Origin of the sequence: Pseudomonas berkeleyensis, assembly GCF_014109765.1 — a bacterium.
In the GTDB taxonomy this organism is placed as follows: Bacteria; Pseudomonadota; Gammaproteobacteria; order Pseudomonadales; family Pseudomonadaceae; genus Aquipseudomonas; species Aquipseudomonas berkeleyensis.
Map to the genome: position 1 here is coordinate 2,674,349 of NZ_CP059139.1, position 15,944 is coordinate 2,690,292.

Here is a 15,944-nt window from a genome sequence, read left to right on the forward strand (position 1 = left end):
TTTCAAGGATCAGTGAGCCGTTGCCGGGGCCATGAATGCGGCTTCCAGCAATTGCTGCGTATAAGGGTGTTGCGGTGAGTTGAAGATCGATTCGGCAGACCCCTGTTCGACCACCTGACCCTGTTTCACCACCATCAATTGATGGCTCAGCGCCCTGACAACCGCCAGGTCATGGCTGATGAACAGGTAGGTCAGGTTGTACTTGGCCTGCAAGCCGCGCAGCAACTCCACCACCTGACGCTGCACCGTACGGTCGAGCGCCGAAGTGGGCTCGTCCAGCAGGATCAGCGCCGGTTTCAACACCAGTGCCCGGGCAATGGCAATCCGCTGCCGCTGCCCACCAGAAAACTCGTGGGGGTAGCGGTGCCGCGTCTGCGGATCCAGCCCTACCTCCAAAAGCGCATCGATGATCGCCTGTTCCTGCTCGGCCTCAGTGCCCATGCCGTGAATGCGCAGGCCTTCTCCGACGATCTGACCCACCGACATACGCGGGCTGAGACTGCCGAAAGGATCCTGAAACACCACCTGCATCTGTCGCCGCAGGGGACGAACCTCTTTCTGCGACAAGCCCTGCAACTGCTGGCCCTGGAAGCGGATGTCGCCGCGACTGGCGAGCAGTCGCAGGATGGCCATGCCCAGCGTGGACTTGCCGGAACCACTCTCGCCGACGATGCCCAGGGTCTGACCCTGAGGCAGGCTGAAGTTGATGCCGTCCACCGCTTTGACATGATCCACGGTCTTGCGCAGCAGGCCCTTCTTGATCGGGAACCAGACACGCAGATCGTCTACTTCCAGCAGTGGCTGGCCTACGGGGTTGGCCGCAGGTTCACCACTGGGTTCGGCACCGAGCAGATCCTTGGTGTAGGGATGCTCTGGCGCCTGGAACAGTTTTTCACACGATGCCTGTTCGACGATGCGACCGCGCTGCATGACACATACACGATGTGCAATTCTGCGAACCAGGTTGAGATCATGGCTGATCAGTAGCAGCGACATGCCCAGGCGTGCCTGCAGATCCTTGAGCAATTCGAGGATTTTCAGCTGCACGGTGACGTCCAGCGCAGTGGTTGGCTCGTCGGCAATCAGCAGTTGTGGCTCATTGGCCAGCGCCATGGCGATCATCACCCGTTGCCGTTGGCCGCCGGAAAGTTCATGCGGGTAGGCTTTCAGGCGCTTCTTCGGTTCGGGGATGCCAACCAGTTCGAGCAGCTCCAACGTGCGTGCACTGGCGGCCTTGCCGCGCAGACCCTTGTGCAGCGCGAGCACTTCGTTGATCTGCTTCTCGATGCTGTGCAGCGGATTGAGCGAGGTCATGGGCTCCTGGAAGACCATGGCGATACGGTTGCCGCGGATGCCGCGCAGTCGGCCTTCGCTGAGTTTGAGCAGGTCTTCACCGGCGTACTCGATGCTGCCGTGCGGGTGGCGAGCGAGCGGGTAGGGCAGCAGACGCAAAATGGAGTGGGCCGTGACCGACTTGCCAGAGCCACTCTCACCGACCAGGGCCAGGGTTTCGCCTTGGCGGATGTCGAAGCTGACACCTTCGACCACGCACTGGCGCTGCTCGCCGCTGACGAACTCCACGGCCAGGTCGCGAACTTGCAACAGGGTTTCGGGCTGGCTCATGTCATTTCCTCGGGTCGAAGGCATCGCGGGCGGCTTCGCCGATGAACACCAGCAGGCTCAGCATGATCGCGAGTACGGCGAAGGCACTGATGCCCAGCCAGGGCGCCTGCAGGTTGCTCTTGCCCTGTGCGACCAGTTCACCCAGCGAGGGTGCGCCAGGCGGCAGGCCGAAGCCGAGGAAGTCCAGGGCGGTAAGCGTGCCGATCGCGCCAGTGAGAATGAACGGCATGAACGTCATGGTGGAGACCATCGCATTGGGCAGGATGTGGCGAAACATGATCGCGCCGTTATCCATGCCCAGCGCGCGGGCAGCGCGCACGTACTCTAGATTGCGCCCGCGCAGGAACTCGGCGCGTACCACGTCCACCAGGCTCATCCATGAGAACAGCAGCATGATGCCCAGCAGCCACCAGAAATTGGGCTGGACGAAACTGGCCAGGATGATCAGCAGGTAGAGCACTGGCAGGCCTGACCAGATTTCCAGAAAGCGCTGGCCGAGCAGGTCGACCCAGCCACCGTAAAAGCCCTGCAAGGCGCCGGCAACAACGCCGATCACCGAGCTGGCCAGGGTCAGGATCAGGGCGAACAGCACCGAGATGCGGAAGCCGTAGATCACTCGTGCCAGCACGTCGCGGCCCTGATCATCGGTGCCAAGCCAGTTCTGTGCAGAGGGCGGTGCGGGTGCCGGCACTTCCAGGTCGTAGTTGATGCTCGAGTAACTGAACGGGATTGGCGGCCAGATCATCCGTCCGTCTTTCTCGGCGATCAGTTCCTGGATGTAGGGGCTCTTGTAGTTGGCCTGAAGGGGGAACTCACCGCCGAACACAGTTTCCGGATAGCGCTTGAGCACCGGGAAATACCACTCGCCGTCGTAGCGCACTGCCAGCGGCTTGTCGTTGGCGATCATTTCTGCGCCGAGGCTGAGGCCGAAGAGGATAAGGAACAGCCACAGCGACCACCAGCCACGTTTGTGGGCCTTGAAGCGTTCGAAGCGGCGTTGATTGAGAGGGGAGAGTTTCATCGATCAACCCTCCCTGCTTTCGAAGTCGATACGCGGATCGACCAGGGTGTAGGTGATGTCACCGATCAGTTTCACGATCAGCCCCAGCAAGGTGAAGATGAACAGGGTGCCGAACACCACCGGGTAGTCGCGGTTGATCGCTGCCTCGAAACTCATCAGGCCCAGGCCGTCGAGCGAGAAGATCACTTCGATCAGCAGCGAGCCGGTGAAGAAGATGCCGATGAAGGCGGCCGGGAAGCCGGCGATGATCAGCAGCATGGCGTTGCGGAAGACGTGGCCGTAGAGCACGCGATTATTGCTCAGGCCCTTGGCACGGGCCGTGGTCACGTACTGCTTGCCGATCTCGTCGAGGAAGCTGTTCTTGGTCAGCAGGGTCAGGGTGGCGAAGTTGCCGATGACCAGTGCGGTGACCGGCAGCACCAGGTGCCAGAGGTAGTCGAGAATCTTGCCGCCGAAGCTCAGCTCTTCGAAGTTGTTCGAGGTCAGCCCGCGTAGCGGGAACCAGTCCCAGTAGCTGCCGCCGGCGAACAGCACGATCAGCAGGATGGCGAAGAGAAACGCAGGAATGGCGTAACCGATGATGATCGCCGAACTGGTCCAGACGTCGAAGGCGCTGCCGTGGCGCGTGGCCTTGGCGATCCCCAGGGGAATGGAGACCAGATACATGATCAGGGTGCTCCATAAGCCAAGGGAGATCGACACCGGCATCTTCTCGATGATCAGATCGATGACCTGGGCATCGCGGAAGAAGCTGGAACCGAAGTCGAGCTGCGCGTAGTTCTTCAGCATGATCCAGAAGCGTTCCGGCGCCGACTTGTCGAAACCGTACATCTTCTCGATTTCAGCGATCAGTTGCGGGTCGAGGCCTTGTGCGCCGCGATAGTTGGAGCCGGCCACGGAGACTTCGGCGCCGCCGCCGGCGATACGGCTGGTGGCGCCATCGAAGCCTTCGAGTTTGGCGATCATCTGCTCCACCGGGCCGCCAGGTGCGGCCTGGATGATGATGAAGTTGATGACCAGAATGCCGAACAGGGTAGGGATGATCAGCAGCAGGCGCCGAAAGATATAGGCCAGCATGTTATTGCACTGCCTCTTCGGTCGTTTGTTGCTGCGCCTCGCTCGGCTGCTCCTGGCCCGGGCGCACCCACCAGGTATGCAGGCCAATATCGTAGAGCGGTGTGACTTTCGGGTGCTCGAAGCGGTTCCAGTACGCCACTCGCCAGGTTCTGATGTGCCAGTTGGGGATTACGTAGTAGCCCCACAGCAGCACGCGATCCAGGGCGCGGGTGTGGGCGATCAGGCTCTGCCGTGAGTCGGCGTTGATCAGTCCCTCGACGAGCTGGTCGATAGCTGGATCCTTGAGACCAATGAAGTTGCGACTGCCGGGGTTGTCGGCGCTGGAGGAGTGCCAGTATTCGCGCTGCTCGTTGCCGGGCGAGTTGGACTGGCCGAACCCGCCGACGATCATGTCGAAGTCGCGCGAACGCAGGCGGTTGAGGTACTGCGAGACATCGACGCGACGGATCACCAGATCCATGCCGAGATCTGCCAGGTTGCGTTTGAATGGCAGCAGGATGCGTTCGAACTCGGTCTGTGCGAGAAGGAACTCGAAGCTCACGGGCTGGCCGTTGGCGTCGAGCATGCGGTCACCCTCGATGCGCCAGCCAGCCTGTTGCAGCAGTTGGTAGGCGCGCCGCTGTTGCTCGCGAATGATGCCGCTGCCGTCGGTGACTGGTACACGAAACTCTTCGCTGAACACTTCAGCCGGAATCTTGCCGCGCAGTGGTTCGAGAATGGCCAGCTCGTCTTCGCCCGGCAGGCCCTGCGAGGCCAGCTCGGAGTTGTCGAAGTAGCTGCGAGTACGGAAATAGGCGCCATTGAACAGGCGTTTGTTGGCCCATTCGAAATCGAACAGCAGGCCCAGGGCTTCGCGTACGCGGCGATCCTGAAACTGCGGGCGGCGGGTGTTGAAAATGAACCCCTGCATGCCCGTTGGGTTGCGGTTCTGGATTTCTTCCTTGAGCAACTGGCCGTTGGCGACCGCTGGCGTGTTGTAGGCCGTGGCCCAGTTCTTCGCGCTGACTTCCAGCCAGTAATCGAATTGGCCGGCCTTGAGCGCTTCGAGCGCCACGGTGTTGTCGCGGTAATAATCGACCTGCATCTGGTCGAAGTTGTAGAAACCTCGGCTGACCGGCAGATCCTTGGCCCACCAGTCCTCGACCCGGTCGTAGCGGATGCTGCGCCCAGCCTGCACACGGCCGACCTTGTAGGGGCCGCTGCCAAGCGGGCGCTCCAGATTGCCGCGAGCGAAGTCGCGCTTGGTCGGCAACAAGGGCAACTGGCGCAAGGCTGCGAGCAGGGCGTCATCGGCAGGCTTGCGCAGGCTCAGACGCAGACTGCGCTGATCCTCTTCGGTGATGTTGTCGATCTGCTTGAGTGGTGCCAGGGCCTGGTCTTCGGCGCGGCTGGCGGCTTGCAGGTTGAGTTGCAGCACCTCCAGACTGAGTTTCTGATTGCCGTCCAGGAGTGGAGCTTCCTGCAGACGTACGAGAATCGAACGGCCGTCCGGGTCGGCCTCGATTGCCGCGCTGATGCGTTCGTCACCCAGCACGGGCTGCTGCGCTTTCTTGCTGTCGTCCAGCTCGCTCCACCAGTGCTTGGGCAGTACCGGCAGCTGACCGACGATCAGGGGGAGTTCACGATTGCCGGCGTGCTTGAAGATGAAGCGCACGCTGTGTGGTGATTCCACTTCGACCCGCTCGACGTCGGCATAGTAGCCGCGGTACATCGGTGCACCTTTTTTCATCAGGGTCTCGAAGGTGAATTGGACGTCTTCGGCAGTCACCGGCGTGCCATCGTGGAAGCGCGCCTCCTTGCGAAGCAGGAATCGTACCCAGGCGTTGTCCGGCGCCTTTTCGATCTTCTCGGCGATCAATCCATAGCTGCTGAAAGGCTCGTCCATGCTTTGCACGGTGAGGGTGTCGTAGATCAGGCTGATATCGTCGGCCGACACGCCCTTGCTGATGAACGGGTTGAGACTGTCGAAACCGCCAAAGCCGGCTTGACGGAAGATGCCACCTTTCGGTGCGTCGGGGTTGACGTAGTCGAAATGCTTGAAGTTCGCCGGATACTTGGGTGGTTCGTCATAGAGCGTGGTGGCGTGTTGCGGGGCGGCAACGGTGAGGCCGGCAAGACCGAGCAGAATGATGCTGCTACCGTGGAGCAGGAAACTGCGCAGCGGGTGGGTCATCGAGCGTTCTCCGTGGGCTTCAGCCACCAGGTGCGCAGGCCCAGCGTATAGGGCGGCGTGGTGACGAAGGCGAACCGATTGCGGTAGGCCAGGCGGTGATAATTGATGTACCAGTTGGGGATGCTGTAATGCTGCCAGAGCAGGACACGATCCAGCGCGCGGGTGGCAGCGACCTGTTCGTCACGGGTCTGCGCCGAGAGCAGCTTGTCGATCATCTCGTCGACCACCGGATTGGCCACACCGGCATAGTTGCGTCCGCCCCTGATGCCCACCTGGCTGGAATGGAAATACATCGATTGTTCCAGTCCGGGGCTAAGGGTTTGCGGCAAGGTGAGCAGAATCATGTCGTAGTCGAATTGGTCGAGGCGTTGCTTGTACTGGGCGCGATCCACGGTGCGCAGGTTGGCGCGAATGCCGATGCTGGCCAAGCTGGCGGTATAGGGTTGGAGGATGCGTTCGAGGCTGGGGTTGACCAGCATGATCTCGAACTCGAAGCGCTCACCACGGGCGTTGCGCAGTTGCTGGCCAGTGGGTTTCCAGCCGGCGTCGGCCAATAGACCGAGGGCGCGGCGCATGGTTTCCCGTGGTACACCACGACCGTCGGTTACCGGTTGTGTCGGCGGCTCGCTGAACAGGCGCTTCGGCAGCTTGTCACGGTGCGGCGAAAGCAGCAGCCATTCGGCGCCTTCGGGCTTGCCGGTGGCGGAGAATTCGCTGTTGGGGTAGTAACTGGCGGCGCGCACGTAGGCATTGTTGAACAGCGTGCGGTTGGTCCACTCGAAGTCGAACATCAGGCCAAGCGCTTCGCGTACCCTGCGATCGCTGAACAGCGTGCGACGGGTGTTCATGAACAGCGCCTGGGTCTGGGTCGGGATCTGGTGGGGGATTTCCGCGCGGATCACCTCGCCACGGGTGATGGCTGGAAAGCGATAACCGTTGGCCCAGTTCTTCGCCTGGTTCTCGATATACAGATCGAATTCACCCGCCTTGAATGCTTCGAAGGCGACGTGGTTGTCGCGGTAGAACTCCGCCTCGACGCGATCGAAGTTGTACTTGCCACGGTTGACCGGCAGATCCTTGCCCCACCAATCCTTCACACGCTCGAAAACCAGGCGCCGGCCCGGTACGACCTGCACGATGCGGTAAGGGCCGCTGCCCAGCGGCGCTTCGAACGTGGTGGCCTTGAAGTCACGATCCTTCCAGTAGTGCTGCGGCAGTACCGGCAGTTCGCCCAGGCGCAGGATCAGCAACGGGTTACCTGCACGCTTGAGAACGAAGCGGATGCGGTGGCGATTGAGGATGTCGACGCGCTTCACTTCCTGCAGGTTGGTGCGGTACTGCGGATGGCCTTCGTTGCGCAGCAGGCGATAGGAGAAAGCCACGTCGTACGCGGTGATCGGTTTGCCGTCGTGAAAGCGGGCTTCAGGACGCAGGTTGAACACGACCCAACTGCGATCCTCGCTGTACTCCACGCTGCGGGCGATCAGGCCATAGCTGGAGGCCGGTTCGTCACCCGAGGGGTCGTAGGCCCCCGTGCCGACCATCAACGGTTCGTTCAGCTCATTGACGCCATATTGCAGGAAGTGCGCCGTGGAGATCGGGCTACTGCCCTTGAAGGTATAAGGGTTGAGCGTATCGAACGTACCGGCGGCCATGATACGCAACGTGCCACCTTTGGGCGCATCGGGGTTGACCCAGTCGAAGTGACTGAAGCTGGCGGGGTACTTGAGTGTCCCGAACTGGGCGTAGCCGTGGCTCTCGCTAATGGTCGCAGAGGCGGGAAAGCTCAAGGCCAGGCTGAGGAACAGCAGGAGGAGGGGACGCATCGGGCGTGAGATCCGATCCATGGCGGCTTTTGGGCTTCTGGGTCGGTACAGTAACAGCTTGTATCGGCAGGAAAAAGAGCGCGACAGCAGGTGCCGGGTAACGGCTACTCGATAGGTATCTGCGCGGAATGCTTCGAGGACACGCCAATACAGCGATCTCGTTCTGAAAACGTCGCCAGGGCGAGGTTTTTCAGGACATGTCGTGCAGTGCTGATCAGGGCAGATAGAGGGTCAACATCTGACCAGGCCGCAGGGTGCTGCTGCGCGGGTTCCAGGCCTGCAGGTTCTTGAGGTCGATCTTGAAGCGTTTGGCGATGACGTAGAAGGAATCGCCCTGCTGCACGCGATAGTAAGTGGCTTTATCGCGAGAATCGCTCTTGCTGCGCGCAGTGCTGGCGACCCGAGCGCCGCTATCGGCGGCCGCCAGATTGAGAACCTGGCCGACTTTCAACTGATTGCCTTGCAGCTTGTTCCAGCGCTGCAGGTCATGCACGGCGACCTGGTGGGCGCGGGCGATCTGCCACAGATTGTCGCCGTTCTTCACCTGGTAGGTACGGCTGGCTGCCACTTGTGCGGTGCTGTGCTGCTGATACAGCGGCTCGCTGGGCGACACGCCAGGTTTGGCGGGAATGGTCAGCACCTGGCCAATGCTCAGGTTGTTGCCACTCAGGCGATTGACATCCTTGAGCATGTTGACCGACAGGTGGTGACGGTTGGCGATGGCGTGCAGGCTGTCGCCGGAGCGTACGGTATAGCTTTGCCAGTCGACCATTTCCTGCGGTTTCATCAGGGCCAGACTGGCGCTGAGCATCTCGGCTTTTTCGGTCGGTACCAGCAGGTGCTGCGGCCCGTCGAGGGTTATGCCGCGCTTGTAGGCAGGGTTGAGTTGGCGCAGCTCTTCTTCATCGAGGTCGGCCAGTTGGGCGACCCGGGACAGATCCATGTGCTGCTTGATGGCGATCTGCTCGAAGTAGGGTTCGTTGGCAATCGGCGACAGCGTCACGCCATAGGCTTCGGGCGTCAGGATCACCTGAGACAGGGCGAGCAGCTTGGGTACGTAGTCCTCGGTTTCCTTGGGCAGCGACAGGTTCCAGTAGTCGCTGGGCAGGCCGAGCTTCTCGTTGCGTTCGATGGCGCGGCTGATGCGGCCTTCGCCGGCATTGTAGGCTGCCAGGGCGAGCAGCCAGTCACCGTTGAACATTTCATGCAGGCGGCTGAGGTAGTTGAGCGCGGCTTGAGTCGATGCGGTGACGTCGCGGCGGCCGTCGTACCAATTGGTCTGGCGCAGGTTGTAGTGGCGACCGGTCGAAGGAATGAACTGCCAGAGGCCGACGGCATGGGCGGAAGAATAGGCCTGCGGGTCGTAGGCGCTTTCGATCACCGGCAGCAGTGCCAGTTCCATTGGCATGTCACGCTCGGCCAGGCGCTCGACGATATAGTGAATATAAGGTGCACTGCGCTCGCTGACGGTATCGACGTGCTTGGGATTGCTGGCGTACCAGAGGCGTACACGTTCGATGCGCGGGTTGATACCGATTTCATCCTGCAGTTTGAAACCGTCGCGCAAGCGTTCCCAGATATCGTTGTATTCGCGTGGTTTGACGTCGCTGCTCAGCCACTCCGGTTCACGTTCCAGGCCAACGGCACGGGAGGTGTCGGTTGCGCGATTCGGGGTCTCGCTGGGCAGGCTCTGGCAGCCGGCCAGGGTCACGCAACACATCACCGCGAGCGCTCGAGCGCTGCGCACCAATGCCTTGATATTCAATGGCTTGCGTGATGATGAAGGCATTGGGTGAGGTGTATGTCCCGGCGAAAAGGTCGGGCGATTCTAGGAATCGGGTCAAGGCTGGTCAAGTTTTCACCAGCCTTTTGCGAGCCTGTCGACCTTTTAGTCGACGACTAAAATGTGTCCTTCCATGAACGCAAGCTAGCGAATACGGCGCTCGGTTCGCTTGACTGCCGGTCGTCGCGTCGTTTGGTCGCAGCGATGATCGTCGGCTCCTCGGCACGTAGAAACGGATTGGTGGCCAGTTCCAGTTCGATGTTCGACGGCAGGCTGATACGGCCTTCGTCACGCCAGCGGCTCACTTCGGCCAGACGCTCGTTCAGGCGCGCATTGTCCGGCTCCACGGCGTGGGCAAAGCGCAGATTGCTCAGCGTGTACTCGTGGGTGCAGTACACCAGCGTTTCACCGGGCAGAGCAGCCAGGCGGCTCAGGGATTGATGCATTTGTTGCGGTGTGCCTTCGAACAGGCGACCACAGCCGCCTGCGAACAAGGTGTCGCCACAGAACAGCAGGTTCTGTTCTGCATGGTAGTAGGCGATATGGCCGAGGGTGTGGCCAGGGACGGCCATGACCTTGAAGCGCAGGCCGAGCACGTCGATCTCGTCGTTGTCGTTCAGGTCGATATCGCGCGCCGGGATCTTTTCTGCCGCTGGGCCGGCGACACGCGCATGGGTGGCATTCTTCAACTTCTCGACACCGCCGACATGATCGAAGTGATGATGGGTGATCAGGATGTCGCTGAGTTGCCAATCAGGATGGGCCTCCAGCCAGGCCATAACCGGCGCGGCATCACCGGGGTCGACCACGGCGCAGCGTTTGCTGCGCGGCTCCTGCAGCAGCCAGATATAGTTGTCATTGAAGGCGGGCAGCGCGTCGATCTGAATCATTGCGGGTCGCTAAGCTGGTCATAAAGGTGCATCTTAGGCACGACATGCAGAAACTGTCATGCGGAGGCAGCGATGACTGATCAGGCATTCGCCCAGGCCGACCCTGAGTGGCTCAAACTCATTGGCGAGGCGCGAGACTGGCTTGCCGGCCCCCTCGGCCAACTGTTGCTGGAAGAGGAGCGACGCCTGCTGGAAGAGGAACTGGCGCGCTTTTTCGGGGGTTATCTGGTGAGCTATGGGCCCGGTGCCGAGGGGCCGCCCAAGGCCGGCCAAATCCAGCACAACGTGCGTCTCGGTGCGCCCATGCCAGGCGTGCAGATCGTCTGCGAGGAGCAATCCTGGCCGCTGGGCGAGCATGCGGCGGATCTGGTGGTGTTGCAGCACGGCCTGGACTTCAGCCTGTCGCCTCACGGCCTGCTGCGTGAAGCCGCTCGCAGCGTCAGGCCTGGAGGGCATCTGCTGATTCTGGGTATCCATCCCTGGAGTGCCTGGGGAGCACGTAGTTTGTTTGCCCGGGATGGCCTTGCCAAGGCTCGCTGTATTGCCCCGAACCGGGTCGGTGACTGGTTGACGTTGCTGGGCTTTGCGTTGGAGAAACGCCGGTTCGGGTGCTATCGTCCGCCGCTCGCTTCGCTGGCCTGGCAAATGCGCCTGCGGCGAATGGAAAGCTGGGGCGATGCCTGGCAGTTGCCGGGAGCCGGTTTCTACCTGTTGGTGGCACGCAAACTGGTGGTCGGGCTGCGCCCGTTGCGGCAGTCGCGCCGCGAGCCAATGGGCAAGCTGCTGCCGATGCCCGTGGCGAAGATCAGCCGGCGCGATCTCGACAACTGAAGGCCATGCCCCGGCCAATCAATTCTGTACTGAGCTTATGAATGTCTGAAACCGATGATGTCGTGATCTACACCGATGGCGCCTGCAAGGGCAATCCTGGCCCCGGCGGCTGGGGGGCGTTGCTGGTGTACAAAGGGGTGGAAAAGGAGCTGTGGGGCGGTGACCCGAATACCACCAACAACCGAATGGAGTTGATGGCGGCGATTGCCGGCCTGATCGCCCTGACCAGGCCCTGCACGGTCAAGTTGGTGACCGACTCGCAGTACGTGATGAAGGGCATCCAGGAATGGCTGCCGAACTGGAAGAAGCGCGGCTGGAAAACGGCCTCGAAAGAACCGGTGAAGAATGCCGACCTCTGGCAGAAGCTGGACGAGGAAGTGAATCGTCACCAGGTGAGTTGGCAGTGGGTGCGTGGTCACACTGGCCACCCCGGCAACGAACGAGCTGACCAGTTGGCCAATCGCGGCGTCGACGAGGTGCGCTCGGCGCGCTGAACGCTGACCACCACCTGAGTTAAGATGCCGCACTGAACGTGCGACAACCTAGATAGATGAGAGAGGCAAGGCGTGACCACCGATAACACCGTCAAACGCTATGTGGTGCTGGATACCGAAACCACGGGTATGCCGGTCACCGACGGGCACCGCATCATCGAGATCGGTTGTGTCGAATTGCTGGGGCGCCGGCTGACCGGGCGTCATTTCCACGTCTACCTCAACCCCGATCGCGAGATCGATGAAGGCGCCATCGCGGTTCACGGCATCACCAACGAGTACGTAGCCGACAAGCCGCGATTCAAGGAAGTCGCTGATGAGTTCTACGAATTCATCAAGGGCGCACAACTGATCATCCACAACGCGGCGTTCGACGTTGGCTTCATCAACAACGAGTTCGCCTTGCTGGGGCAGAGCGAACGCTCCGATGTCAGTGACTACTGCTCGGTGCTCGACACCCTGATGATGGCGCGTGAGCGCCATCCGGGACAACGCAACAGCCTGGATGCGCTGTGCAAGCGCTATGGCGTCGACAACTCCAACCGTGAACTGCACGGCGCCTTGCTCGACTCGGAGATTCTCGCCGACGTTTACCTGGCGATGACCGGTGGGCAAACCAATCTGTCTCTGGCTGGTGAAGGCTCCGACGGCGATGGCAGTGGGCGTCAGCAGGCCACGCCGATCCGCCGTCTGGACGCCTCGCGCCCACGCACGCGCGTCATTCGTGCCAGCGACGATGAGCTCGCAGCGCATATGGCGCGTCTGGCCGTGATCGAGAAGTCCGCTGGCGGACCGTCGCTGTGGGCGCAGTTGGAAAAAGCGCCGGAATAACCGAACAGCGCAATTGCGACCTTTTGTTATAGCGTGATGCATGGGGGGTTCCGCCGCTGAAGGGGAGCCTCTAACCTGAGGCGATGGGCAGGCCAAGCCTGCCAGCCTTCAGGACGTCACAATGTATAAAGACCTCAAGTTTCCCGTCCTAATCGTGCACCGCGACATCAAGGCCGATACCGTGGCCGGTGATCGCGTGCGTGCCATCGCTCAGGAGCTTACCCAGGACGGCTTCAGCATTCTGCCCACGGCCAGTGCGGCAGAAGGGCGTATCGTCGCTTCCACTCATCACGGCCTGGCCTGCATCCTGGTGGCCGCCGAGGGGGCGGGCGAGAACAGTCGTCTGCTGCAGGACATGGTCGAGCTGATCCGCGTAGCGCGGGTGCGGGCGCCGCAACTGCCGATCTTCGCACTCGGCGAGCAGGTGACCATCGAGAACGCGCCGGCCGAGGCCATGGCCGATCTCAATCAGTTGCGCGGCATCCTTTATCTTTACGAGGACACCGTCTCCTTCCTCGCCCGGCAGGTGGCGCGTGCGGCGCATAACTACCTGGAAGGCCTGCTGCCGCCATTTTTCAAGGCGCTGGTGCAGCACACCGCGCAGTCCAACTATTCCTGGCACACGCCTGGTCACGGTGGTGGTGTGGCCTACCGCAAGAGCCCGGTAGGCCAGGCCTTCCACCAGTTCTTCGGCGAGAACACCCTGCGTTCCGACCTGTCGGTGTCGGTGCCGGAGTTGGGCTCGCTGCTCGATCACACCGGGCCATTGGCCGAGGCCGAGGCGCGTGCGGCGCGCAACTTCGGCGCCGACCACACCTTCTTCGTGATCAACGGCACTTCGACCGCGAACAAGATCGTCTGGCATTCGATGGTCGGGCGTGATGATCTGGTGCTGGTGGATCGCAACTGCCACAAGTCGATCCTGCACTCGATCATCATGACCGGCGCGATTCCGCTGTACCTGTGCCCCGAGCGCAACGAGCTGGGCATCATCGGGCCGATTCCGCTTTCTGAGTTCAGCAGGGAGTCGATCCAGGCCAAGATCGACGCCAGCCCGCTGGCCCGCGGTCGTGCGCCCAAGGTCAAACTGGCGGTGGTGACCAACTCCACCTATGACGGGCTGTGCTACAACGCCGAGATGGTCAAGCAGGCATTGGGCGATTCGGTCGAGGTGCTGCACTTCGACGAAGCCTGGTACGCCTACGCGGCGTTCCACGAGTTCTATGCCGGCCGCTACGGCATGGGCACCCAGTGCGACGCGCATTCGCCGTTGGTGTTCACCACGCATTCCACGCACAAGCTGCTGGCGGCCTTCAGTCAGGCCTCGATGATTCACGTGCAGGATGGTGGGCAACGCCAGCTGGATCGTGACCGTTTCAATGAAGCCTTCATGATGCACATCTCCACCTCGCCGCAGTACGGCATCATCGCCTCGCTGGATGTGGCCTCGGCGATGATGGAAGGGCCGGCAGGGCGCTCGCTGATTCAGGAAACCTTCGACGAGGCGCTGAGCTTCCGTCGTGCGCTGGCCAACGTACGGCGCAACCTGAATGCCGAGGATTGGTGGTTCAGCATCTGGCAGCCGAGCGCCGCCGATGGTGCCGACAGTTTGTCGACTGCTGACTGGCTGCTGCAGCCGGACGCCGACTGGCATGGTTTCGGCGAGGTGGCCAACGATTACGTGTTGCTCGATCCGATCAAGGTCACCCTGGTAATGCCTGGGCTCAATGCGGCTGGCAAGCTGGAGCAGCAGGGCATTCCCGCTGCGGTGGTCAGCAAGTTCCTCTGGGAACGTGGTCTGGTGGTAGAGAAAACAGGCCTGTATTCCTTCCTGGTGCTGTTCTCCATGGGCATCACCAAGGGCAAGTGGAGCACGCTGCTGACCGAGCTGCTGGAGTTCAAGCGCAGCTACGACGCCAACTTGCCGCTGATCGATGTGCTGCCCTCTATCGCCCACGCTGGCGCGTGGCGCTATCACGGTATGGGCCTGCGCGATCTGTGCGATGCGCTGCATGGCTGTTATCGCGAGAACGCCACGGCCAAGGCGCTGAAGAGCATGTACACGGCGCTGCCCGAGCTGGCGATCAAACCTGCTGATGCCTATGACCGCCTGGTACGTGGCGAGGTGGAGGCAGTCCCTATCGATCAGTTGCAGGGGCGTATCGCTGCGGTGATGCTGGTGCCTTACCCGCCGGGCATTCCGTTGATCATGCCGGGTGAGCGCTTCACCGCGGCGACGCGCTCGATTCTCGACTACCTGGCGTTCGCGCGTACCTTCGACCAGGCCTTCCCGGGTTTCGATATCGACGTGCACGGTCTGCAAACCGAAGCGGGCGAGTACTGCGTGGATTGCCTGGTGGAGTGAATGAGCTGCGGATCTGTCGAGGAGCAAGAACCTCGACAGATCAATCTCTTATCTCTGATATTCAAAGCAATTGATAACGTCCGGGGCGTGCCCTGCGTCACAGTGGCAAGCATCGACTTTTATGGCGTGCTTGTTATAGTTGCTCGGTTATTAATCACAAAATAATTATCGTGCTGCCAAGCCGCTGCTGAGGATGCCTGCCATGTCCGACTACAAAGCCTTCCGCGTCGAGCTGGCGGACAAGATCGCTCACGTGCAGATCAATCGTCCGGAAAAGATCAACGCCATGAATGCCGACTTCTGGCGCGAGATCATCGAGATCTTCCAGTGGGTCGATGACAATGACGCAGTCCGCGTCGTGGTGCTCTCGGGCGCAGGCAAACACTTCTCCTCGGGTATCGACCTGATGCTGCTGGCCTCGGTCGGCGCCCAGCTGGGCAAGGACGTCGGCCGCAATGCCACAGCGCTGCGCCGCAAGATTCTCGAGCTACAAGCTTCCTTCAACGCCGTCGACAATTGCCGCAAGCCGGTGCTGGCTGCGATTCAGGGCTATTGCATCGGCGGCGCCATCGACCTGATCAGCGCTTGCGACATGCGCTATTCCACGGTCGATGCGCAGTTCTCGATCAAGGAAATCGACATGGGCATGGCCGCCGACGTCGGAACACTGCAGCGCCTGCCGCGCATCATCGGTGACGGCATGATGCGTGAGCTGGCCTTCACCGGGCGCAACATCGATGGCAATGAAGCTGCCCGCATCGGCCTGGTCAACCGCACCTACGAAAGCCATGAAGCGTTGCTTGCCGGGGTGATGGAGATTGCCGCACAAATCGCTGCCAAATCGCCGATTGCCGTGCGCGGCACCAAAGAAATGATTCGCTACATGCGCGATCACCGGGTCGACGATGGCCTCGAATACATCGCCACCTGGAACGCTGCCATGCTGCAGTCGGAAGACCTACGCCTGGCCATGGCGGCGCACATGACCAAGCAGAAGCCGGAGTTTGCCGACTGATGCCGTTTTCGCTGA

At 61.3% G+C, this 15,944-nt stretch carries 11 protein-coding genes and 1 pseudogene; 5 read left to right on the plus strand and 7 right to left on the minus strand.

Features of this window, described 5'->3' with window-relative positions; genetic code table 11:
* Positions 1-9: 9 nt before the first annotated feature.
* The 7 genes and pseudogenes from HS968_RS12490 to gloB all read right to left on the minus strand — a co-directional run bounded on the left by HS968_RS12490 (position 10) and on the right by gloB (position 10,393).
* Positions 10-1,623 (minus strand): ABC transporter ATP-binding protein, encoded by a 1,614-nt coding sequence (locus tag HS968_RS12490; protein ID WP_182371466.1) that lies wholly within the window; start codon positions 1,621-1,623, stop codon positions 10-12.
* 1 nt (position 1,624) lies between these two features.
* The gene (locus HS968_RS12495) at positions 1,625-2,644 is read right to left on the minus strand and encodes an ABC transporter permease (RefSeq protein WP_075747984.1); all 1,020 of its coding nucleotides are present in this window, start codon (positions 2,642-2,644) and stop codon (positions 1,625-1,627) included.
* Positions 2,645-2,647: 3 nt separating this feature from the next.
* Positions 2,648-3,721 (minus strand): microcin C ABC transporter permease YejB, encoded by a 1,074-nt coding sequence (locus tag HS968_RS12500; RefSeq protein WP_182371467.1) that lies wholly within the window; start codon positions 3,719-3,721, stop codon positions 2,648-2,650.
* Positions 3,722-3,734: 13 nt separating this feature from the next.
* Positions 3,735-5,894: pseudogene (locus tag HS968_RS26905) on the minus strand (extracellular solute-binding protein); the annotation flags it as partial.
* Positions 5,891-7,720 carry an extracellular solute-binding protein gene (locus tag HS968_RS12510; RefSeq protein WP_182371469.1) on the minus strand — a complete coding sequence of 610 codons (1,830 nt, stop codon included), beginning with the start codon at positions 7,718-7,720 and terminating at the stop codon, positions 5,891-5,893. The pseudogene HS968_RS26905 and the gene HS968_RS12510, both read right to left, overlap by 4 nt.
* 214 nt (positions 7,721-7,934) lie before the next feature.
* Complete coding sequence (locus tag HS968_RS12515; protein ID WP_182371470.1) at positions 7,935-9,509, minus strand: lytic transglycosylase domain-containing protein; 1,575 nt, start codon at positions 9,507-9,509, stop codon at positions 7,935-7,937.
* A 110-nt stretch (positions 9,510-9,619) separates the two neighbouring features.
* Positions 9,620-10,393, minus strand: a complete 774-nt coding sequence (gene gloB / locus HS968_RS12520) for a hydroxyacylglutathione hydrolase (protein ID WP_182371471.1) — start codon at positions 10,391-10,393, stop codon at positions 9,620-9,622.
* A gap of 72 nt (positions 10,394-10,465) precedes the next feature.
* On the opposite strand from gloB, the gene HS968_RS12525 reads away from it, so the two are divergent.
* The 5 genes from HS968_RS12525 to HS968_RS12545 all read left to right on the plus strand — a co-directional run bounded on the left by HS968_RS12525 (position 10,466) and on the right by HS968_RS12545 (position 15,929).
* On the plus strand, positions 10,466-11,224 hold the full coding sequence (locus HS968_RS12525) for a class I SAM-dependent methyltransferase (protein WP_119691173.1): 759 nt from the start codon (positions 10,466-10,468) through the stop codon (positions 11,222-11,224).
* A 41-nt stretch (positions 11,225-11,265) separates the two neighbouring features.
* Positions 11,266-11,718, plus strand: a complete 453-nt coding sequence (rnhA, locus tag HS968_RS12530) for a ribonuclease HI (RefSeq protein ID WP_061239171.1) — start codon at positions 11,266-11,268, stop codon at positions 11,716-11,718.
* Positions 11,719-11,847: 129 nt separating this feature from the next.
* Positions 11,848-12,549 (plus strand): DNA polymerase III subunit epsilon, encoded by a 702-nt coding sequence (gene dnaQ / locus HS968_RS12535; RefSeq protein WP_238338965.1) that lies wholly within the window; start codon positions 11,848-11,850, stop codon positions 12,547-12,549.
* Between the two features lie 121 nt (positions 12,550-12,670).
* Entirely contained in the window at positions 12,671-14,914 is a 2,244-nt protein-coding gene (locus HS968_RS12540) for an Orn/Lys/Arg family decarboxylase (protein WP_182371473.1), read from the plus strand.
* 202 nt (positions 14,915-15,116) lie between these two features.
* Complete coding sequence (locus HS968_RS12545) at positions 15,117-15,929, plus strand: crotonase/enoyl-CoA hydratase family protein (RefSeq protein ID WP_119691177.1); 813 nt, start codon at positions 15,117-15,119, stop codon at positions 15,927-15,929.
* Positions 15,930-15,944: the final 15 nt, after the last annotated feature.